Raw genomic sequence first — 21165 nt, 5'->3', positions numbered from 1 at the left:
GTGGCGGTCGCAACATCTTGTACGAGCCATTTCATCTTGTACAGTTCCGCTCAAGATGCTGTCCGGGAGGTGACCATGGCGGAGCGGGTGTACGGCGGCATGAGCGCCGAGGAGCGCTCCAGGCGGCGGCGCGAGCAGTTCCTCGCCGCCGGCCTGGAGGTCTTCGCCGCCCGCGGGTGGTCGACCACGACGGTGGGTGACGTCTGTCGTGAGGCAGCGTTGAGCCCCCGGTACTTCTACGAGCTCTTCGGCAGCCGCGAGGACCTCTTCCGCGCCGTCACGACCCGGATCGGCGACGAGGTGCGGGCCACCGTGCGGGCCGCCGTCGCCGCCCCGGACCTCGACCCGCAGGAGCGGGCTCGCGGCGTGCTGGCCGCCCTCGCCGAGTACTTCACCGCCGATCCGCGCACCGTCCGCGTGGTCCTCATGGAATCGCTGGCCACGGAGGAGTTCCGCCGGGAACGGCGGGAGCTGCTCGAGGGCTTCGGCTCGCTCACCGCCCGGCTCATGCGCTCGTTGCGCACCGACGGGCGCGACGACCGGTCGCTGGAGACCAGCGCCGCGGTGCTCACCGGAGGCCTGGTGGAGCTGCTCATCGCCGGGGCCGAGGAGCGCATGACGCCGGCCTCCCTCGACCGGCTGCTCGACCGGCTCACCGCCCTCTACACCGCCGCCGCCCGGCTCTGACGCGAGGAGATCCCGTGCCCGACCAGTCCCGCACGCCCGTCCTGGTGGGGGTCGGCCAGCTCCGCGCCAACCGGGAGCGGACGGTGGACTGCGCCCGCGAACCGCTCGAGCTGATGGCCCGGGCCCTGCGGCTGGCGGAGGAGGACGCCGGTGCGCCCGGGCTGCTGGCCGGGGCCGATGCCGTGTACGGGATCCGCACCGCGAGCTGGGCGTACGACGACCTGGCCGGCTCGGTCGCCGCGCGGATCGGTGCCACCCCGCGCACCTGCGTGAACACGGCGCTGGGCGGCCAGCTCCCGGCCCGGCTGCTGGACCGGGCGGCCGCCGCGATCTGGGCGGGGGAGAGCGAGGTGGCCGTCGTCGTCGGCGGGGAGGCGCAGGCCTCGGCGAACGCCTTGGCCAAGGCCGGCATCGACCCGGTCGACCGGGGCTGGAGCAGCTCCCCGGGTGGCCCGCCGCCGTTGGACCTCGGCGACCTGGGGTCGGAGCAGATGCTGGCCGCCGGGCTCTTCCTGCCGCCACGGATGTACCCGCTCTTCGAGAACCGCCTCCAGGCCGATCTCGGCCTTCCGCCCGAGGAGAACGCCGCCTGGTCCGCGCGGATCTACGCCGACCTCAGCCGGGTGGCGGCGCAGAACCCGTTCGCCTGGGCGCCAGAGGAGCTGACCGCCGAGCAGGTCGGCGCCGTCGGGCCCGGCAACCGCATGGTGTGCGAGCCCTACCCCCTGTCGATGAACGCGATGCCCAACGTGGACCAGGCCGTGGCCGTCGTCGTCACGTCGCTGGCCACCGCCCGGGCGCACGGCATCCCGGCCGACCGGTTCACCTACGTGTGGGGTGGCGCCGGCGTCGACGACCCGCCCGACCCGCTGCGGCGCACCGGCTTCGGAGGGTCCATCGCCCTCGGCCGGGCGCTGGACCGGTCGCTGGAGCTGGCCGGCGTTCCGATCGGCGAGGTGGACCTGGTCGACGTCTACAGCTGCTTCCCGATCGTCCCCAAGCTCGCCGCGCTGCACCTCGGGCTGGACCGCGAGGCGGTGCTGAGTGTCGCTGGTGGCCACTCCTCCTTCGGCGGGCCGCTGAACACCTACTCGCTGCACGCGATCGCCACACTCGTCCACCGGCTGCGCGCCGGGGCGTCCACCGGACTGGTGCACGCCAACGGCGGCTACCTCTCCTACCAGCACACGGTCCTGCTCGGTGCCCGGCCGCACCCCGACGGCTACGTCGGGGAGCCCGAGCCGGCCGCCGTCGCGCATCCGGACGCCCCGACCGTCCTCGACGCCGCGACGGCCGCCGCGGACGGCGTGGACCTGACCGTCGAGACCGTCACCGTCGAGCACGGCCGCAGCGGAGCGCCGCAGCAGGCGTTCGTCGTCGGCCGTACCCCGACCGGCGACCGGATCGCCGTCCAGTCCGCCCCCGACGACTCGGCGACCGCCGCGGCCCTCTCGCTGGTGAGCCTGCCACCGGGAGCCATCACCCACGTCGGCCGCACCGTGCGGCTGTCCCTGCGCGGCGGCCGGCCGGCCGTCACCGTCCCACCGGGAGACCTCGCATGACCGACGAGCCGAGCGTCCTCACCGAGCGGACCGGCGCCACGCTGGTCATCACGCTCAACCGGCCGGGCGCGCGCAACGCCGTGGACGCCGACGTCGCCGCACGCCTCGCCGATGCGCTCGAGCAGGGCGACGCCGACCGCGAGGTCCGGTGCATCGTGCTGACCGGCGCGGGGGACAGGTCCTTCTGCGCCGGCGCCGACCTCAAGGCCCTCGGGCGCGGAGAGTCGCCGATCGCACCCGGCCGGGAGCAGTACGGCTTCGCCGGCTTCGTCCGCCACCCGGTCAGCACCCCGGTGATCGCCGCGGTCAACGGCACCGCGCTCGGTGGCGGCACGGAGCTGGTCCTGGCCAGCGACCTCGCCGTCGCTGCCGACACCGCCACGTTCGGGCTGCCCGAGATCTCGCGCGGCATCGTCGCCGCCGCCGGGGGAGTGCTCCGCCTCCCCGAGCAGCTGCCGCGCAAGGTCGCGATGCGGCTGATCCTCACCGGTGACGTGATGCCCGCGGAGGACGCGCTGCGCTGGGGCCTGGTGAACGAGGTGGTGCCGGCGGCCGACGTGCTGCCCACGGCGCTGGCGCTCGCCGAGCGGATCGCCGGCAACGCGCCGCTGGCGGTGCAGGCGAGCAAGCGGCTGGCCCTCGGCATGGTCGACGGCGACCTGCCGCACGAGGCCGCTGCCTGGGACCGGAACGACGCCGAGATCGCCGCGGTCGGGCAGAGTGCCGACGCGATGGAGGGCATCGTCGCGTTCATCGAGCGCCGGTCCCCCTCGTGGACGGCGAGCTGAGGAAGCGGGGGGACACGCCATGACCAGGGTCGCCATCATCGGCACCGGGTTCGGCGGGCTCGCCGCCGCCGTCCGGCTGAAGCAGGCCGGCATCTCCGACCTCGTGCTGTTCGAGAAGAGCGACGACGTCGGCGGGGTGTGGCGGGAGAACACCTATCCCGGCGCCGCCTGCGACGTGCCGTCCCACCTCTACTCGCTGTCCTTCGCGCCCAAGGCGGACTGGTCACGTCGGTTCGCCCCGCAGGCCGAGATCCACCAGTACCTGCGCGACGTCGCCCGCGACTTCGACGTCCTGCGGCACATCCGGTTCGGCACCGAGGTGCGCGGGGCGGCGTTCGACGCGGACAGCGGTACCTGGCGGCTGCACCTCGCGGACGGCGGCGAGCACGAGGCGGACGTCCTCGTCACGGCCACCGGGCAGCTGAGCCGCCCCAGCACGCCGGCGATCGTCGGCCTCGACCGGTTCGAGGGGACGATGTTCCACTCCGCGGAGTGGGACCACGACCACGACCTCACCGGCGAGCGGGTCGCCGTCCTCGGCACCGGCGCCAGCGCCATCCAGTTCGTGCCCGCCATCGCGTCTCGGACGGCGTCCCTGGCGGTGTTCCAGCGGTCGGCGCCGTACGTGCTCGCCAAGCCCGACCGCGCCTACCGGGCACGGGCCAAGAAGGCGTTCGCCCGTGTGCCGGGGCTGCTGCGGCTCTCCCGCGAGGGGAACTACTTCTCCAACGAGCTGCGCTCGCTCGGCTTCAACACCGAGCCCCGGCTGCTGTTCGCCCACCGGGCCGCCTACCGCAGGCACCTGCGCGAGGCGGTGGCCGACCCCGCGCTGCGGGAGAAGCTGACGCCCACCGATCCGATGGGCTGCAAGCGCATCCTGATGTCCAACGACTGGTACTCCGCCCTCCAGCTGCCCCAGGTCGAGGTGGTGACCGACCGGATCGCCGAGGTCCGTCCGCACTCGGTCGTCACCGTGGACGGCGCGGAGCGGGAGGTCGACACCATCGTCCTCGGCACCGGCTTCGCGGCCACCGAGTTCCTCGCGCCGATGCGGATCACCGGCCGCGGCGGGCGGGACCTGCACGAGCAGTGGAAGGGCGGTGCCAGCGCCTACCTCGGCACCGTCGTCCCGGGCTTCCCCAACCTGTTCGTCCTCTACGGCCCGAACACCAACCTGGGGCACAACTCGATCATCGTGATGCTGGAGGCGCAGGTCGGGTGGGTCGTGCAGGGTGTCCGCGCGCTCGCCGAGGGCCGGGCCCGCCTGCTGGAGATCCGCCGCGACGTCGCCGAGGCCTTCGACGCCTGGGTGCAGGAGCGGGTCGGGCACACGGTTTTCGCGAGCGGCTGCACCAGCTGGTACATCGACGAGCACGGCCGCAACACGCAGAACTGGCCGGCCTCCACCCTCACCTTCCGCCGTCGGCTCCGGCGGCTCCGGCTCGAGCAGTTCGAGCCGGCTCCCGTCGCGATCCCCGGAGGGGCCCGTGCCAAGGACTGAGCACACCGACATCGTCGTCGTGGGCAGCGGGTTCGGCGGCAGCACCGCGGCCCTCCGCCTGACCGAGAAGGGCTACCGGGTCACCGTCCTCGAGGCCGGGCGCCGGTTCGCCGACGAGGAGCTGCCCAGGACCTCGTGGGACCTGCGGCGCTACCTGTGGGCGCCGCAGCTGGGCTGCTACGGCGTCCAGCGCATCCACCTGCTGCCCGACGTCCTGGTGATGGCCGGCGCGGGCGTCGGTGGGGGATCGCTGAACTACGCGAACACCCTGTACCAGCCACCCGCCGCGTTCTTCCGGGACCCGCAGTGGGCGGGCATCACCGACTGGCAGGCCGAGCTCGCGCCGTACTACGAGCAGGCGTCGCGGATGCTGGGCGTCACCACCAATCCGACGGTCACGGCGGCGGACCAGATCTTCCGCGAGGTCGCCGAGGAGATGGGTGTGGGGCACACCGTCGTCCCGACGCCGGTCGGCATCTTCTTCGGCAAGCCGGGCGTGACCGTCCCCGACCCGTTCTTCGGTGGCGTCGGCCCGGAGCGCACCGGGTGCACCGAGTGCGGCTCGTGCATGACCGGATGCCAGGTGGGCGGCAAGAACACCCTGGTGAAGAATTACCTGTACCTGGCCGAGCGGGGCGGCGCGGTCGTGCAACCGATGACCACGGTGACCGCGGTCCGCCCGCGGCCCGGCGGCGGGTACGAGGTGGAGGTACGGAGCACCGGCGCCTGGGTGGCCAGGCGCACCGTGCGCCGGTGGACCTGCGACCAGGTCGTGCTCGCGGCGGGCACCTACGGCACCCAGCGGCTGCTGCACGCCATGAGGGACGGCGGCACGCTGCCGGCGCTGTCCCCGCGGCTCGGCCACCAGACCCGCACCAACTCCGAGGCGGTGCTCGCCGCGACCGGACGCCGCGGCGGGCCGACCGACTACAGCCGGGGCGTGGCCATCACGTCGTCGTTCCACCTCGACGACCACACCCACGTCGAACCGGTGCGCTACGGCAAGGGCAGCAACGCCATCGGCTTGCTGCAGACGGTGCTGGTCGACGGCGGCGGGCGGCTGCCGCGCTGGCTCGAGGCGCTGGGGGTCATCGCCCGGAATCCGGCCGCCTTCGTGCGCACCCTCTCGGTGCGCGGTTGGTCGGAGCGCACGCTGATCGCGCTCGTCATGCAGACGCGGGACAACAGCATCGTGGTGTCGGGACGCAGGGGGCGCTGGGGCCGGCGGCTGACCAGCCGACCGGGGCCGGGGGAGCCGGTGCCCACCTGGATCCCCGGCGGGCACGATGCCGTCCGGCGGATCGCGGCCAAGATCGGCGGGGACCCGGGCGGTGCGTTCACCGACCTGGCGAACATCCCGATGACCGCGCACTTCCTGGGCGGCTGCGTCATCGGCGCCACCGCGGCCGACGGCGTCGTCGACCCCTACCACCGGGTGCACGGCTACCCGGGGCTGTCGGTCGTCGACGGGTCGGCGGTGTCGGCGAACCTGGGCGTCAACCCGTCGCTGACCATCACCGCGCAGGCGGAGCGGGCGACGGCGCTGTGGCCCAACAAGGGGGAGGCCGATGTCCGCCCGGCCCCGGGGGAGCCCTACCGCCCCGTGGCGCCGGTGCCGCCGAGGAGCCCCGTCGTCCCGGCGCACGCCCCGGGGGCCCTGCGGCTGCTCCCGCTCACCGTCGTCCGGTCGCGGGAGGAGGCCCGGGACCAGCCTGCCTGAGACGCCGCGCTCGGTCAGCGGCTCGGCACGAGGCCGTCCCGGTGCGCGATGGCGGCCACCTCCGCCCGGCTCCGCGCGTCGAGCTTCGCGAGGATGCTGGACACGTGCCGCTCGACGGTGCGGTGGCTGATGAACAACTCGGCCCCGATCTCCCGGTCGCTGCGGCCCTGTGCGACGAGCGCCAGCACGTCCCGTTCCCGGGCGCTGAGGCGGAACGGCTGGGCGGCCGACGGTGACCCTCCGGTCGGCACCCCGGCCCGAGCGGCGAGCCGGGCCGCGGTGCCGCCGAGGTGGGCCGCACCGATCCCCGCGGCGAGCCGCTGCACCTCGGAGATCGTGCGTCCGGCCGCTGCCCGGCGCCGGAGGGCGAGTTCCGCCTCGGCCCGCCGCAGCAAGGCCCAGCCCCCCTGGTACGTGTCGCCCAGCTCGATCCAGCGACCGGCCACCGCCGTCCACGCGGCCGGGTCCGGTTCGCCCTGGGCGCGGGCGCGCTCCGCCCGCGCGACGTCCATCGCCGTCGTGGCAGGCGGCAGGAGGTGGTCCGGTCGTGCCGTCGACGCCCCCGCCCGCTCCTCGATCGTGGCGGCCACCTCGGCCCAGCGTCGCGCCTGCCCAGGACGACGCTCCGCGCGAGCCCCTACTGCGGCGTCGGCGGCCGCTCCGGTTGCAGTCGCGTACAGGTGAGCGAGGTAGGCGCCGTCCCCCTCGCCCCAGGGCAGCTCGAGCACCTCGTCGGCGAGCGCGATCGCCTCCGTCGGCCGCCCGAGCTCCCGCAGGGTCTCAGCGGTCGCCCGGTGGATCGGGATCATGAGGTGGCCGTCGTGCATGTGCCGGCCGGCGCGTCTCGCCTCCTCCAGCACGGTCCGGGCGACGCCGAGTCGTCCCTGACGCAGGGCCAGCAACCCGCGCATGCCGCTGACCCGGAGCGCGTCGATCCCTCCGGGTTGGAGGGCGTCCGCGTCGTCCAGTACCGCGTGCGCCTCGTCGAGCCGGCCCAGCGCGATGAGGCAGTCCACGGCGTCGCACCGGCACCAGGTCCCCTTGCGCCGCTGCAGCCCCAGGTGCTCGACCACGACGATGCCGCGCCGGGCGACGTCCAGGGCCTCGGTGTACCGCCCGGCGTCGAAGAGGACCGACTGGAGGTTGACGATGGCGCGGGCGATGTCGTCGACGTCGTCGAACTCCTCCTCGGCGATCCGCTGGGCCAGCCGCAGCTCGGCGATCCCGCGGTCGACGTCCCCGAGGTGCGCGAGGGAGGCCCCCAGGTTGTTGCGCGCGTGCCCCTCGGTGGCGCGCCCGTCCGGGACCTGGCGGGCGAGCCGGATGGCCTGCTCCGCCTGTGCCCGGGCCTCGTCGTACCGACCGGTCAGCATAAGGACCTGGGAGTAGCCGCTGACGATCGCCGCCTGCCAGCACGTCACCGGGTCGGTGGGCACCAGCTCGACGGCGCGTCGGTAGGAGGCCAGGGCGCGCTCGCCGTCGGCGGCCATCCAGGAGTACCGGCCGAGCCGCTCGTGCAGATAGGCGCGGTGGTGGTGCTGCTCCGGGTCGACGCAGGCAATGGCCTCCTCGATGAGCCGGGCCGCCCGGGCGCCCTCCCCAGCGAGGTGCGCCGTCTCGGCGGCGTCCCACAGCAGCCGGTAGCGGGGCACCGGGAGGGGGCGGCCGTCATCCGGCAGGGCCAGCACCCGCTCGTAGTGGGTCAGTGCCTCGTCGAAGGCGAGCGTCTGCTCCGCCTCGCGAGCGGCGTCGTAGGACGCCTGGCGACCACGGGGCAGGTCTCCCGCTGCCAGCCAGTGGTGGGCGACCCGCCCGGCAAGCCCGTGCGTTCCGGCGGCGAGGCCGGGATCGGCGACCAGGGCCTCGGCCAGCGCGCGGTGCAGGCGGGCCAGCTCTCCGGGGAGCAGGGTCGCCGCCACCGTCTCGTGGAGCAGCGCGTGGCGGAAGGTGTAGCCGGCTCCGCCGGGGACCAGCAGGTGGTGCTCGACCGCTGGACGCAGTGCCTCGTCGAGCGCGGGCCCGTCGAGGCCGAGCACACGGGCCAGCAGCGGGTGCTCGACCCGTCGGCCCGCGGCGGCTGCCGCCCGCACGACCCGGCGGGTGCCCGACGGCAGGGCGTCGAGGCGCGCCTGCAGGAGATCGCGGACGGTTCCCGGGAGTGCCCCCGACCCGCCGAGGGCGAGGAGCTCCTCGGCGAAGAACGGATTGCCCTCGGCGCGCCCGAACACGTGCTCCACGCGGGCTCGTGACGGCGGCAGACCGAGGATGCCGCTGAGCTGCAGGGCCTGCTCCTCCCGCGTGAGCCGGTCGAGATCGACGCGGAGGGCTCCGGCGGCGACGAGGCCGGCGAGGAAGCGGGGCACCGTCTGCCCGGCCGCCTCGTCGGTACGGGCGGTCAGGACGAGCATCGCGCGGGGCGGTAGCGCACGGGCGAGCAGACCGAGCAGTTCGCGAGTCGCCCGGTCGGACCAGTGCACGTCCTCGACCACGAGCAGGAGCGGCCGGTCGGCCGCGAGGCCGTTCACCAGCGATCGCAGCGCGGCGTACAGCCGGCTCGCGCTCGCCCGGGTGAACCCGGCGGCCGCGGCATCCAGCCCGGGCAGCAGACGGGCCAGCTCGTCGCCGGTCGGCCCGCCCCACTCGCGCACGGCAGGCTCCCCGTGCCGTGCGGCCAGCTGCTGCAGTACCTCGACGAAGGGGGCGTACGGGAGGACGTCGGCGCCCACCTCCACGCAGCCACCGGTGAGGACCTCGACGTCGGCGGTGGTGGTGGCCGACTCGCGGACCAGCCGGGACTTCCCGATGCCCGCCTCGCCGGCGACGACCGCGGTCGCGGTGCCGCCGGCGACGACGTCGTCGAGCAGGCCGCGCAGGGCCGCCAGCTCGTCGGCCCGCCCGACGAGGGTGGGGCTCGAGACGCGGGAGGCGACCACCACGGGGCGCAACTATCCGCCGGGTGCCCGGTTCAGGCCAGAACCGTCAGCGCCCTTCCTCCACGGGCACCAGTTCGTCGGCCTCCAGACCGTGGGCTTCCCGGTGCACCCGCACGGCGGCCTCGGCGTCCGGGGCCTCCACGAGGCAGAACACCTTGCCCGACGCCTGGTCGAACCAGTACTGCCGGTAGTCCACGCCGTACTTGCCCTGGACCTCCAGGTCCTTCTCGTGGGCGCCGGCGACTGCCTCGGCCGTCAGCCCGTCGACCTTGTGGTGGACATCCATGAAAAGAGGCATCGCACCTCTCCTTCCTGATCGGAGGAGATCACGGTGACGCGGCGCCGGGCGGCGTGGTTAGGGGTTATCACGCATTCCTCCCTGCCGCTCGCAGGGCCGCACGTGCCCGCCCGCACCGAGACTGGAGTGACTCCATCGGTTGTGCTCAATACGGTTACCGCGCTGCCGAAGACGAGGGGGTGACCACTTCTCCGGCCGCGACGACGTCGTCGCGCCCCTCCGGCTTCCTGGGCAGCATCCCCCGGGGTGCCCGGCTCGACGAGCGCAGCTTCCTCGGCCGGCACCGGATCATCTCCGCCGTCCTGGTGGTGCACCTGCCTGCACTCGCGGCGATCGGCATGGCGCGCGACGTGAGCGGGTGGTTGCTGTGGGGGCAACTGGCCGCCATCGCCGTCCTGCTGGTCCTCGGGCAGACCGTGCGGGCCCAGGTCGCCCGGGCGAGCGCGGTCAGCCTGGGGCTCATGATCGGCGCCGACGTGCTGGTGCACGTCAGCGGCGGGCTCACCGACATGCACATCTGGTTCTACGCGCTGCTGGCGCTCGTGGCGCTCTACCAGATGTGGACGCCGTTCCTCGTCGCCGTGGGATTCGTCGCCGTGCACCACGCGGCGATGAGCCTGTGGATGCCGGAGTCGGTCTTCTCCACCCACGAGGCGCATCACAACCCGATCGCGTTCGCGCTGCTGCACGCGGTCTTCCTGCTGGCCGAGGCCACGTTCCTCGCGTACGGCTGGAAGTTCACCGAAGAGGCCGACCGCGGCCGTCGCGCGGAACAGCGGCGGGCGGAGGAGCAGGCGCTGGCCCAGGCCGCCGCCCAGGCCGAGCTCGCCGACGAGCGCGCCCGGGCCGCCGACAGCGCCGCTGCCGAGCTCGCGCAGCGCACGCAGCGCACCGCTCTGCTGGAGCACCAGCTCGCCGAGCTGGTCGACGCCGGGCAGCGCCTCGACGAGAACGTCGGTACGGCGACCTCGGTGATGGCCGGCCTGCGCGCGGCGATCGCCGACATCGCCGCGGCGGCCGGCTCGGCCACGACGACGGCGAACCAGGCGAGCACCGGCTCGCGGGAGAGCGCCGAGACCGTCGAGCGGCTCGCCGGGACGATGACCGAGATCGACCAGATCGCCGGCAGCATCTCCACGATCGCCGACCAGACCAACCTGCTCGCGCTCAACGCGACGATCGAGTCCGCCCGCGCCGGAGAGGCCGGCAAGGGATTCGCCGTCGTGGCCGGCGAGGTGAAGGACCTGGCCGGGGAGACGGCGAGGGCGACCGAACGGATCCGTCGGGTCGTCGACGCCGTGCGTGGCGACGTCGAAGCGGCTGGCGCGGCGCTCAGCGGCGTGCAGGAGGTCATCCAGGGGGTCGTCGAGGCGCAGACGACCATCGCGGCCGCCGTGGAGGAGCAGAGCGCATCGACCGCGCAGGCGCAGGACGCCATCGTGGGAGCGTCGCGAGAGGCGTCCCGCATGGCGGCCGACCTGCAGCGCATCGTCGACGGGGTCTGACGGGCGTGTCGGCCCGGGTCGGCGAGCGGCCCGGGCCGGCGGACGCGCGGGCGGGACGCGGAGGTCCCTGGAACCGGGGTGGACGAGGCGGTGCGACGATAGTTCCATCGCTCCGGTGCCGGACTCCTCGCCCCACCTAGTGCGATCCGGGCGAGCGGGTGCTGCTCGACCGCGAGCCGGCCCGACCCACGAGGGACCATGACGTCCGAGGCCTTTCCGCAGCGGGACGCCGTCCCCTCCCCGCCGAGCGCGCCGACGACGGGTGGCCACGAGCAGGCGGTGGTGCCCTTCGGCACCGCCGTCCGCGCCTGGTTCGGCATCTCGCTGCAGACCTTCGGCGGGCCGGCCGGCCAGATCGCGGTCATGCAGCGGACGCTGGTCGACGAGAAGCGGTGGATCGGCCAGAATCGCTTCCTGCACGCCCTGAACTACTGCACGCTGCTGCCCGGCCCCGAGGCCCAGCAGCTGGCGACCTACGTCGGGTGGCTGCTGCACGGGACCCGCGGCGGCCTCGTCGCCGGGGGGCTCTTCGTGCTCCCCGGCGTCGTCGCGCTCCTCGGGTTGTCGGCGGTGTACGTCGCCTTCGGCGACACGACGGCGGTCACGTCCGTGTTCGCCGGACTCGCCGCGGCCGTGCTCGCCATCGTCGTGCAGGCCGTCGTCCGGGTCGCCACGAAGGCGCTCGACAGCCGCGCCCTGGTGGTCCTCGCGGTCGTCTCCTTCCTCGCGCTGGCGGTCTTCGGGGTGCCCTTCCCGGTGGTCGTCGCGCTCGCCGGGCTGGCCGGCTGGTCGCTCGGCCGCTGGCGGCCGGCCGCGCTGCCCGGGAAGAAGGCCGCTGACGGTCCGGACGCCGGCCCGCCCCCGGTGATCTCGGACGACGTCCTGCACCACGAGGCCCCCACCACCCGCCGGACGGTGAAGGTGCTGGTCGTGGGTCTGCTCGTGTGGGGTGTGCCGATGGCTGCCGTCGCGGTGCTGACCGGCGCGGGCAGTGTCTTCACCGAGCAGGGTCTGTTCTTCTCCGGCGCGGCGGTCGTGACGTTCGGCGGCGCGTACGCGGTGCTGGCCTACGTCGCCCAGCAGGCCGTAGCCGTCTACGGGTGGTTGTCCCCGGGCGAGATGGTCCGGGGCCTGGCGCTGGCGGAGACCACTCCGGGACCGCTGATCATGGTCGTCCAGTTCGTGGCCTTCCTGGGCGCCTACCGCGACCCCGGGTCCCTCGACCCGTGGGTGGCCGCTGTCCTGGCCTCGCTGCTCGTCACCTGGGTGACGTTCGTGCCGAGCTTCCTGTTCGTGCTGCTCGGCGCCCCGTACATGGAGCGCCTGCGCGGCAACCGGTCGCTGTCGGCGGCGCTCACCGGCATCACGGCCGCCGTCGTCGGCGTCATCGCCGACCTGGGCGTCTACTTCGCGGTGCACACGCTGTTCTCCGAGAGCTCCCGGGTCGACGGCGGACCGCTGGCGCTGGAGCTGCCGGACGTCACGACGCTGCGGGTCGTGCCCGTGGTCATCGCGCTGGTGGCCGGGGTCCTGCTGTTCCGGGTCAGGTGGTCGGTGCTCCGCACGCTCGGCGTGTGCGCGCTGCTCGGGCTCGCCGCCGGCCTGGCGGGCCTGCCCGTGTCCTGATCCGCCGCCCGACCGGATGGTCCGGGCGCCGGGTCAGGACATGTCGGCCGAGGCGTCCTGCTCCTGCTGCGCGTCGGTGGCGGCCCAGGTCGCCAGCAGCGTGAGGGCGTCCTCCGAGGCGGTCCCGGGCTCGGCGGTGTAGACGGTCATCGCCAGGTCCTCGTGGCCCTCGGTCGGCAGGGACGTGGAGTGGTAGATCAGGTCGAGCGTGCCGACCACGGGGTGCCGGAAGGTCTTGATGCCAGTGCGGTGGATGCGGACGTCGTGCGCGGCCCAGCGGGTGCGGAACTCCTCGCTCACGGTGGACAGCTCGCCGATCAGGTCGCGCAGGTCCTTGTCGTGCGGATCGCGGCCGGCCTCCGTGCGCAGGATCGCCGCCGTCGTGTTCGCCGCGCCGTTCCAGTCGGGGTGGAAGTCGCGGGCCCGCGGGTCGAGGAACTGGAAGCGGGCGATGTTCGCCGGTCGCCGGGGGTCGTCGAAGACCGGTGAGTAGAGGGCCCGGCCGAGGGTGTTGGCGGCCAGGATGTCCATCCGGCCGTTGAGCGCGATGACCGCCGACGAGCCGATGGAGTCGAGCATCCACTGCACCCGCGGCCGGACCTGGACCCTGCCGGGGCGCCGGATCGCGCGGGACGGCCGGGCGGCCCGGGCGAGGTCGAAGAGGTGGGCGCGCTCCGCCTCGTCCAGCTGGAGCGCGCGGGCCACGGCCTCGAGCACGTCCTCGGAGACCCCGGCGATGTGGCCCTTCTCCAACCGGATGTACCAGTCGGTGCTCACCCCGGCCAGGACGGCGACCTCCTCACGGCGCAGGCCCGGCACCCGACGCCGGCCCCCGCCGGGCAGCAGACCTGCCTGCTCGGGGGTGATGCGGGCGCGCCGGGTGGCGAGGAAGTCGCGGATCTCGGAGCGGTTGTCCACCTCGTCGACGGTACGGCGGCGCGCCGCGCGAGGGAGGTCGAGCTTGTACCCCCTACAAACCCGCCCTCCCGCGCCCGCGGACGAGGGCGTTCCGTGGTGTGCGGGCCACGAGGGCCACCGATCCGGAGAGAGAGCGCCATGCAGATCACCCGTAGCTCCGTCGACACCGTCACGGGCCCGGCCGACTGGTTCACCGGTGACGTCTACATCGACGTCGTCGCCGCTGCGCCCGCGCCGTCGCGGCTCAGCGCCAACCTGGTGCACTTCATGCCCGGTGCGCGCACCCACTGGCACCGCCACCCGCTGAGCCAGACCGTCTTCGTCACCGAGGGCGTCGGTCTGTGCCAGCGCCGCGGCGGACCGGTCGAGGTCATCCGACCCGGCGACCGCGTCCTGTTCGAGGCCGACGAGGAGCACTGGCACGGCGCGGCGCCGAACCGGCTCATGGTCCACCTGGCCATCAACGAGGCCGACGCCGACCACGCCGTCGTGCACTGGCTGACCCCCGTCACCGACGACGAGTACGCGGCCGCACCGACCGTCTGATCCATCCACCGAGAACGAGGAGCACTACCGCAATGCGCGTTCCCGCCTACGCCGCCCCGGCCGCCGGCCGGCCCCTGGCCCCCACGACCATCGAGCGCCGGGACGTCGGACCGAACGACGTCCTCATCGCCATCCAGTACGCCGGCATCTGCCACTCCGACATCCACACCGTGAACGGGGACTGGGGACCGCAGCCCTTCCCGGTCGTCCCTGGCCACGAGATCGTCGGCGTGGTCGCCGAGGTCGGCTCCGACGTCACCACGCACCGGGTCGGCGACCGCGTCGGCGTCGGCTGCATGGTGAACTCCTGCGGCGAGTGCACCAACTGCCTGGGCGGCGACGAGCAGTACTGCGTCCAGGGCATGGTCGCCACCTACGCCGGCACCGACCGCGACGGCACCACGACCCAGGGCGGCTACTCCACCCACGTCGTCGTGGACGCCGGGTACGTGCTGTCGGTCCCGGACGGCATCGACGCGGCCGCCGCCGCTCCGCTGCTCTGCGCCGGCATCACCACCTACGCCCCGCTGCGCCGCTGGGGCGCCGGACCCGGCAGGAAGGTCGCGGTCGTGGGCCTCGGTGGACTCGGCCACATGGCGGTCAAGCTCGCGCACGCCATGGGTGCGGAGGTCACCGTGCTGTCGCAGTCGCTGAAGAAGCAGGAGGACGGTCTGCGGCTCGGCGCCGACGACTACTTCGCGACGTCGGACCCGGACACGTTCACGCAGCTGGCCGGACGGTTCGACCTGATCGTCAACACCGTCAGCGCGTCGATCGACGTCGACGCGTACCTGTCCCTGCTGGCCGTCGACGGCACGCTGGTCAACGTCGGCGCTCCCGCCGAGCCGCTGAGCCTCAACGTGATGTCGCTGATCGGCGCTCGGCGCAACTACGCCGGCTCGATGATCGGTGGCATCGCGCTGACCCAGGAGATGCTCGACTTCTGCGCCGAGCACGGCATCGGCGCCGAGGTCGAGGTCATCGCCGCCGCCCGCATCAACGACGCCTACGAGCGGGTGCTGGCCTCCGACGTCCGCTACCGCTTCGTCATCGACACGGCGACGCTCGGCTGATCGCACCGCCCCGGAACGCGGAGAGGCCCTGGTCAGGTTCTGACCAGGGCCTCTCGGGCGTACAGCGAGCGATGAGGGCGGGAACCGGGGGTCGGTCAGGCCGACGAATGCGTGGGACGGAGGGTGCGGAGCCGGAGGCGGCGGCGGACGAGCAGCGAAGCGGCCGCCACCAGCACCAGCGGGATGCCGACGACCGCGAGCAGGTCCTGGACCAGTGGCATCGCAGCCCCGGCGAACGCGCCGGTCGTGACCAGCCCGCCGGACCAGACGAGCGCCGCCGGAGCTGTGCCGCGCAGCATGGTCGCGAGAGGGACACCTGCGGACGCGGCCAGGCGCGGAGCCAGCGTGCGCGCGCCGGCGACGAACTGCGCCGTCGCGGCGGCCCGCACCGGCCGGCGGCCGATGACGTCGCCCAACGGCGTGGTGATCCGGTCGACCAGCCGGAGGACGCGGGTCGGCAGGTGACGGCCGAGCCCGGCGCCTCCCGACGAGCCGCCGGCCGATCGACGCCTGACCGCGTGATGCCCGAGCGCAGCACCGAGGACAGTGGCGGCGGCGACGGACAGCACCACGAGTGGCAGGGACAGGGCGCCGATCCCGCCGAGCACGCCCAGGCCGAGGACCAGCGACCCGGCGGGGAGGACGACGCCGATCAGCAGACCTGCCTCGAGGACCAGCACCAGGGCGACAGCCCCCAGCGCGGGCACGGCGCACAGCTCGACCAGGGCGTCCACGGGGGACGTCAGGCCGGGAGGTGGCGCTCGCGGACCGGGACGGGGGGTTCGCCGGTTCCGTCGTCGGGACGGCCATCGGGGTAGGACACGTTCGTCAGCTCCTCCGACAGCCGCCACATGCGCGCCGCGTCCTCGACGCCGCGGAGCCGCCGGTACGGCTTCTGCTCGGCGGGCGGCCCGCTGAGGTGCCCGAACCGGCGGGGGCCGTAGAACCGGCCGCCGGCGTCGTCCGGCGACGTCGAGGCGAGCAGCGCGGGCAGGGCGGCGGTCTCCGGCGTCCCCGCGATGCCCATCGCCGACAGCCGCCGGATGATGCGGATCTCGCGTGACTCCTGGGGGCGGCCGATCCCGGGTTGCGCTGCCAGGAGGTTCGTCGGTGCCACGCCGGGATGGGAGAGGTTGCTCGTGATGCCCCAGCCGCGGGCCCTGCTGCGCCGGTCGAGCTCGAGCCCGAACAGGCCGACGGCGATCTTCGACTGGCTGTAGGCGCGAAAGGCGTCGTAGGAGCGCTCCCACTGCGGGTCGTCCCAGTTGATCGAGTTCCGGTTCGCGGCGAGGCTCACCTGCGACGTCACGCGCGCCCGGCCGGCGCAGAGGAGCGGCATCAGGTGCGCCACCAGGGCGAAGTGGCCCAGGTGGTTGGTCCCGAGCTGCAGCTCGTGCCCGTCGGCCGTCGTCCGCCGCTCCGGGGGCGTCATGACGCCGGCATTGTTGATCAGGAGATCGATCGGCCTGCCATCGTCGAGGAGCGTGCCGGCGAAGGCGGCGACCGAGTCCAGCGAGGAGAGGTCGAGAACCTGGAGCGTGATGCTCGCCCGGGGGACCCGCGCCCGGATCTCGGCGGTCGTCGCCTCGCCCTTGCCCCGGTTGCGGACCGGGAGAACCAGGTCGGCCCCGGCCGCCGCCAGACGACGGGCGAGGATCACGCCGATGCCGTCGCTGCCTCCGGTGAGCACTGCTCGCTTCCCCGACAGGTCGGGGACGGGGATGTCGATCGTCGTGCGGGCCATCGCTGGTGTCCTGTCCTCATGGGTGCGCTGCTCGCGCCGTGAGGGCCACCTTCCCGTGGTCCGTCGCCCCGAGGGAGGACCTCTCGATCCCCCCTTCAGGCCCGCTGAGAGGGGGATCGGCAGGCCGTGGTTGTGCCCGTGACCCGCCGGTAGACATGGCTCGCCGCCCCGACGAGGCCGGTGCACCGCACACCTTGAGGAGAGACGTGGGAATCGATCGAGCCGGATTGGCGGCATTCCTCCGGGGCCGCCGGGAATCGCTGCAACCCGAGGACGTCGGCCTGCCCCGGGGGCCGCGCCGACGGACCGCCGGGCTGCGACGGGAGGAGGCCGCCGCCCTCTGCCACATGTCGACCGACTACTACGCACGCATCGAGCGCGAGCGGGGCCCGCAGCCGTCGGAGCAGATGATCGCCTCGATCGCGCAGGGGCTGCACCTGTCCCTGGACGAGCGCGACCACCTGTTCCGGCTCGCCGGCCACCAGCCGCCGCCGCGCGGGTCGAGCAGTGAGCACATCAGCCCCGGCCTGCTGCGGATCTTCGACCGCCTGGGCGACACCCCCGCCGAGATCGTCACCGAGCTCGGGGAGACCCTGCGGCAGACCGCGCCCGCGGTCGCCCTGGTCGGCGACGCGACGCGGTACACCGGGCCCGCGCGCAGCAGGGGTTACCGCTGGTTCACCGACCCGTCGGCCCGCGAGCTGTACCTGCCGGAGGACCACGCCCACATGTCGCGCATCTACGCCGCCGGGCTCCGCGCCCTCCTCGCGATGCGGGGTCCCGCTTCCCGGGCGGCGTACCTGGCCGACCTCCTGCTGCAGGAGAGCGAGGAGTTCCGCTCCCTGTGGGAGACCCACGAGGTCGGCATCCACCTCGACGAGGTCAAGCGCTACCAGCACCCCGAGGTCGGCCGGCTCGAGGTGAACTGCCAGACGCTCGTCGACCCGCACCAGGCCCAGCGCCTGATGGTCTACACCGCCGTGCCCGGCACGGAGAGCCACGACAAGCTGGAGATGCTCGCGGTGATCGGCGCCCAGTCGCTCACCTCCACCGGCGCGCGCAGCGCTGGTTCCGGGGACCGGTCATGACCCGGTTCCTGCAACGCCTCGGGCGGGGCACGGCCGCCCATCCGTGGCGCACGCTCGCCGCCTGGCTGCTCCTTGCCGTCGCGGTCACCGTCACCGCCGGCGCGGTGGGCGGCGCGCCCCAGGACAACTTCGACGTCGAGGGTGCTCCCGCGCTGTCGGGCATCGAGTCGCTGCGCGAGCACTTCCCCGGCTCGGCCGCCGCCGGCAGCTCCGCGCAGATCGTCGTCCACGACCCCGAGGGCGGTGAGGTCAGCGACGCCCAGCTCGCCGAGTTGGCCGCCTCGGTGGCCGACGTCGACCACGTCACGTCCGTAGCGCCCCCGCGCTGGTCCGACGACCGGGACACCGCCCTCCTGCAGGTCGTGTTCGACGTGCCGGTCACCGATCCCGACCTCGCGGGCGGGCTAGGCGTGGAGGCGCTCGAGGCCGCGGTGGGCTCCGCCGACGCCGACCTGCAGGTGGAGCTCGGCGGCGAGCTGCCGAACACGTCCCCCGAGGCGGTGCAGGGCACCGGCGAGGTCGCCGGAGTCCTCGTCGCCCTCGTGCTCATGGTCGTCGTCCTGGGCACGGTCGTGGCCGCCGGCCTGCCCCTGCTGGTGGCACTGGCCGGGCTGGCGGTGTCCGTCGCCGGCGTCACCCTGCTGGCCGGGGTCACCGACGTGAGTACCACCGCCCCGACCGTCGCGATGATGGTGGGGCTCGGCGTCGGCATCGACTACGCGCTGCTGCTCATCACCCGGCACCTGGAGCACGTACGCGCCGGCGTCCCGGTCGTCGAGGCCGCGGGCAGGGCGACCGCCACCGCGGGCCGCTCGGTGGTGTTCGCCGCGGCGATCGTGCTCGTGTCCCTGCTGGGGCTCCCGCTCGCCGGTCTGCCCACCTACTCGTCCTACGGGTTCGCGACAGGTATCGCCGTCGTGTCCGTCGCCGCGGCCACCCTCACGCTCGTGCCGGCCTTCTGCGGGCTCCTCGGCCGCCGGCTGCTTCCGCGGCGGGAGCGCCGGGGTCTGCCGCCGCGCCGGCCCCGACGGGCGCGGGCGCCGTTGTCGGCGCGCTGGGCAGCGGCGGTGACCCGTCGACCGGTGCCGTGGGCGCTGGCCGCGCTCCTGCTGATGGCGACGCTCGCCGCGCCGGCCTTCGACATGCGCACCTTCCCGCGGGACATCTCGAACAACGCCGCCGACAGCACGACGCGGCAGGCCTTCGACCTCGTCGCCGCCGAGTTCGGCGCCGGTGCCAATGGGCCCATCACCGTGGTGGTCGACCGCGCGGAGGTCGGCGACGAGGGCGTCGCCGCAGCCGCCGAACAGCTGGCCGCGGTGGACGACGTCGTCGCGGTCACCGGGCCGGTCGTCTCGCCCGACGGCCAGGTCGCCGTGCTCACGGCGGAGCCGGTCTTCGGGCCCGCCGACGAGCGAACGCCCGATCTGCTGGAGCGGGTGCGCGCCGAGGTGGACGGCGCGGGGGTCACCGGCAACACCGCGATGCTCTCCGACATCTCCGTCATGCTCTCGGACCGGATCTGGATCGTCGTCGTCTTCGTGGTGGCCGTCTCGATGCTGCTGCTCGCCGCGATGTTCCGCTCGGCCGTCGTGCCGCTGAAGGCGGCCGCGCTCAACCTGCTGTCGATTTGCGCGGCCTACGGCGTGGTGACGGCCGTGTTCCAGTGGGGCTGGGCGACCGACCTGGTGGGGCTCGACCACGCGATGCCGGTGTCGAGCTGGCTGCCGATCCTGATGTTCGCCATCCTCTTCGGCCTCTCGATGGACTACGAGGTGTTCCTGCTCTCGCGGATCCGGGAACACTGGCTGCGGAGCGGGGATGCCCGCGCGAGCGTGGTGCAGGGCGTCGCCGGGACGGGACGCGTCATCTCGACCGCCGCGGCCGTGATGGTGGTCGTCTTCCTCGGGTTCGCCACCGAGGCCGACCTCGTCGTCCGGCAGCTGGGCCTCGGCATGGCCGTCGCGGTGCTCCTCGACGCCACCGTCGTCCGGATGGTGCTCGTGCCGGCCACGATGACCCTGCTGGGCCGGAGCAGCTGGTGGCTCCCCGCCTGGCTCGACCGCCTCCTTCCCAGCATCGAGGCCGAGGTCGGGGCTGAGGACGACGACCGGGTCGCGGGCTCCGGCGTCGGACCGGGACCCGAGGCGCCTGCCGCCGACCGGCGCCCGGACGCGGTCCGCGCCGGTATGCCTGGCTGACCCACCCGCAGCCTGCAGGACGAGGCCCCGGTCAGTTGCCTGACCGGGGCCTCGTCGTGGGGTGAGTGACGGGGCTCGAACCCGCGACACCCAGGATCACAACCTGGTGCTCTACCGACTGAGCTACACCCACCGTCGCTCCCGTCAGGCGCACGCGCCCGGAGGGAACCGGCGCAACGATACCGGAGAGCGTCAGGCTCCCGACGCGGCCGGGGGAGGCGCGTCGTCCGCAGGGGTGGCGTCGCCGGCGGCCAGCACCTCGGCGAAAGCGCCGACGACCTCCTCGGCGGCGCCCTTGGCCTGGTCGCTGTTCGGGCCGGGCGCCGGCACGAAGAGGGTGCGGCGGTAGTACGCGAGCTCCCGCACCGACTCGATGATGTCGGCCAGGGCCCGGTGGGCCAGTCCCTTCTGCGGCTGGGCGAAGTACACCCGCGGGAACCAGCGGCGGGCCAGCTCCTTGATCGAGGAGACGTCGACCATCCGGTAGTGCAGGTGGTCGTCGAGCTCGGGCATATCGCGGGCCAGGAAGCCCCGGTCGGTTCCGATCGAGTTGCCGCACAGGGGCGCGGTGCGGCGCTCGGGCACCCATCGCTTGATGTAGGCCAGCAGCTGCTGTTCCGCCTCGGCGACCGTCAGCGTCGAGGCGCGTACCTGGTCGGTGAGCCCGGACTTCCGGTGCATCTCGACGACGACCTCGTTCATGCCGTCCAGGTCGGCGTCGTCGGCCCCGATGATCAGGTCCAGCCCGGGGTCGAGCACGTTCAGCTCCGAGTCGGTCACCACGACCGCGACCTCGATGAGCTTGTCCTTGACGATGTCGAGCCCGGTCATCTCGCAGTCGATCCAGACCAGGTGCCCTGCGCTCTCTGCCACGTCGCCCGACAGTACGCACCGTCCGCACCGCGCGCCCCGCCTGCCCGGGCAGTAGCGCACGGGTGGCCCCCACGCCAGTCGGAGGCTCGGAATCGGCGCTGG

Annotated in this window: 17 protein-coding genes and 1 tRNA gene; 11 read left to right on the top strand and 7 right to left on the bottom strand. The window is 73.8% G+C overall.

Annotation, left to right across the window (positions count from 1 at the left end):
• The first annotated feature begins 75 nt into the window (after window positions 1-75).
• From CRP30_RS17460 to CRP30_RS17440, 5 genes are read left to right on the top strand one after another with little or no spacing between them, the layout of a single operon-like run.
• Window positions 76-687 carry a TetR/AcrR family transcriptional regulator gene (locus tag CRP30_RS17460; protein ID WP_097185261.1) on the top strand — a complete coding sequence of 204 codons (612 nt, stop codon included), beginning with the start codon at window positions 76-78 and terminating at the stop codon, window positions 685-687.
• Window positions 688-701: 14 nt separating this feature from the next.
• Complete coding sequence (locus CRP30_RS17455; protein WP_097185260.1) at window positions 702-2249, top strand: TLP1 C-terminal extension domain-containing protein; 1548 nt, start codon at window positions 702-704, stop codon at window positions 2247-2249.
• Entirely contained in the window at window positions 2246-3037 is a 792-nt protein-coding gene (locus CRP30_RS17450; RefSeq protein WP_097185259.1) for a crotonase/enoyl-CoA hydratase family protein, read from the top strand. The genes CRP30_RS17455 and CRP30_RS17450 overlap by 4 nt, the downstream gene beginning before the upstream one ends.
• Before the next feature lie 19 nt (window positions 3038-3056).
• A complete protein-coding gene (locus CRP30_RS17445; RefSeq protein WP_097185258.1) occupies window positions 3057-4538 on the top strand; it encodes a flavin-containing monooxygenase in 1482 nt (493 codons plus the stop codon).
• Window positions 4525-6258, top strand: coding sequence for an FAD-dependent oxidoreductase (locus tag CRP30_RS17440; protein WP_097185257.1), 1734 nt, complete (start codon window positions 4525-4527; stop codon window positions 6256-6258). Before CRP30_RS17445 ends, CRP30_RS17440 begins: the two co-directional genes overlap by 14 nt.
• A gap of 14 nt (window positions 6259-6272) precedes the next feature.
• Here the strand turns inward: CRP30_RS17440 and CRP30_RS17435 are convergent, their stop codons facing one another.
• Window positions 6273-9194, bottom strand: a complete 2922-nt coding sequence (locus CRP30_RS17435; protein WP_159961774.1) for a helix-turn-helix transcriptional regulator — start codon at window positions 9192-9194, stop codon at window positions 6273-6275.
• Between the two features lie 43 nt (window positions 9195-9237).
• Window positions 9238-9489, bottom strand: coding sequence for a nickel-binding protein (locus CRP30_RS17430; RefSeq protein ID WP_097185255.1), 252 nt, complete (start codon window positions 9487-9489; stop codon window positions 9238-9240).
• A 179-nt stretch (window positions 9490-9668) separates the two neighbouring features.
• Between CRP30_RS17430 and CRP30_RS23295 the strand changes: the two genes are divergently transcribed.
• Together CRP30_RS23295 and chrA are read left to right on the top strand one after the other, a co-directional pair.
• The gene (locus CRP30_RS23295) at window positions 9669-10994 is read left to right on the top strand and encodes a methyl-accepting chemotaxis protein (protein ID WP_097185254.1); all 1326 of its coding nucleotides are present in this window, start codon (window positions 9669-9671) and stop codon (window positions 10992-10994) included.
• 198 nt (window positions 10995-11192) lie between these two features.
• Window positions 11193-12620, top strand: a complete 1428-nt coding sequence (gene chrA / locus CRP30_RS17420; RefSeq protein ID WP_097185253.1) for a chromate efflux transporter — start codon at window positions 11193-11195, stop codon at window positions 12618-12620.
• Window positions 12621-12653: 33 nt separating this feature from the next.
• On the opposite strand, the gene CRP30_RS17415 is transcribed toward chrA, so the two are convergent.
• Window positions 12654-13538, bottom strand: a complete 885-nt coding sequence (locus CRP30_RS17415) for a helix-turn-helix transcriptional regulator (protein WP_097185252.1) — start codon at window positions 13536-13538, stop codon at window positions 12654-12656.
• A 138-nt stretch (window positions 13539-13676) separates the two neighbouring features.
• Between CRP30_RS17415 and CRP30_RS17410 the strand changes: the two genes are divergently transcribed.
• A complete protein-coding gene (locus CRP30_RS17410; protein WP_097185251.1) occupies window positions 13677-14084 on the top strand; it encodes a (R)-mandelonitrile lyase in 408 nt (135 codons plus the stop codon).
• Window positions 14085-14116: 32 nt separating this feature from the next.
• Entirely contained in the window at window positions 14117-15157 is a 1041-nt protein-coding gene (locus CRP30_RS17405; RefSeq protein WP_097185250.1) for an NAD(P)-dependent alcohol dehydrogenase, read from the top strand.
• Window positions 15158-15252: 95 nt separating this feature from the next.
• Here the strand turns inward: CRP30_RS17405 and CRP30_RS17400 are convergent, their stop codons facing one another.
• Both CRP30_RS17400 and CRP30_RS17395 read right to left on the bottom strand, forming a co-directional pair.
• A complete protein-coding gene (locus CRP30_RS17400) occupies window positions 15253-15891 on the bottom strand; it encodes a DedA family protein (protein WP_097185249.1) in 639 nt (212 codons plus the stop codon).
• An 8-nt stretch (window positions 15892-15899) separates the two neighbouring features.
• A complete protein-coding gene (locus CRP30_RS17395; RefSeq protein WP_097185248.1) occupies window positions 15900-16901 on the bottom strand; it encodes an SDR family oxidoreductase in 1002 nt (333 codons plus the stop codon).
• Window positions 16902-17107: 206 nt separating this feature from the next.
• Here CRP30_RS17395 and CRP30_RS17390 point away from each other — a divergent pair, with 206 nt between their 5' ends.
• On the top strand, window positions 17108-17989 hold the full coding sequence (locus CRP30_RS17390) for a helix-turn-helix transcriptional regulator (RefSeq protein WP_200814828.1): 882 nt from the start codon (window positions 17108-17110) through the stop codon (window positions 17987-17989).
• Complete coding sequence (locus CRP30_RS17385) at window positions 17986-20190, top strand: MMPL family transporter (RefSeq protein WP_097185246.1); 2205 nt, start codon at window positions 17986-17988, stop codon at window positions 20188-20190. Before CRP30_RS17390 ends, CRP30_RS17385 begins: the two co-directional genes overlap by 4 nt.
• A gap of 57 nt (window positions 20191-20247) precedes the next feature.
• Here the strand turns inward: CRP30_RS17385 and CRP30_RS17380 are convergent.
• A tRNA-His gene (locus CRP30_RS17380) sits at window positions 20248-20323 on the bottom strand.
• A 59-nt stretch (window positions 20324-20382) separates the two neighbouring features.
• Window positions 20383-21063: an oligoribonuclease gene (orn, locus tag CRP30_RS17375; protein WP_097185245.1), complete on the bottom strand. Its 681-nt coding sequence runs from the start codon at window positions 21061-21063 to the stop codon at window positions 20383-20385.
• Window positions 21064-21165 lie beyond the last annotated feature (102 nt).

The organism is Blastococcus haudaquaticus (assembly GCF_900230285.1).
GTDB lineage: Bacteria > Actinomycetota > Actinomycetes > Mycobacteriales > Geodermatophilaceae > Blastococcus_B > Blastococcus_B haudaquaticus.
This window is presented reverse-complemented; position numbering and strand designations above follow the sequence as displayed.

Coding starts and splice junctions, on each gene's coding strand:
- CRP30_RS17405 (WP_097185250.1), top strand. CDS start 14,117: ATGCGCGTTCCCGCCTACGCCGCCCCGGCCGCCGGCCGGCCCCTGGCC.
- chrA (WP_097185253.1), top strand. CDS start 11,193: ATGACGTCCGAGGCCTTTCCGCAGCGGGACGCCGTCCCCTCCCCGCCG.
- CRP30_RS17395 (WP_097185248.1), bottom strand. CDS start 16,901: ATGGCCCGCACGACGATCGACATCCCCGTCCCCGACCTGTCGGGGAAG.
- CRP30_RS17430 (WP_097185255.1), bottom strand. CDS start 9,489: ATGCCTCTTTTCATGGATGTCCACCACAAGGTCGACGGGCTGACGGCC.
- CRP30_RS17450 (WP_097185259.1), top strand. CDS start 2,246: ATGACCGACGAGCCGAGCGTCCTCACCGAGCGGACCGGCGCCACGCTG.
- CRP30_RS17445 (WP_097185258.1), top strand. CDS start 3,057: ATGACCAGGGTCGCCATCATCGGCACCGGGTTCGGCGGGCTCGCCGCC.
- CRP30_RS17460 (WP_097185261.1), top strand. CDS start 76: ATGGCGGAGCGGGTGTACGGCGGCATGAGCGCCGAGGAGCGCTCCAGG.
- CRP30_RS17410 (WP_097185251.1), top strand. CDS start 13,677: ATGCAGATCACCCGTAGCTCCGTCGACACCGTCACGGGCCCGGCCGAC.
- CRP30_RS17385 (WP_097185246.1), top strand. CDS start 17,986: ATGACCCGGTTCCTGCAACGCCTCGGGCGGGGCACGGCCGCCCATCCG.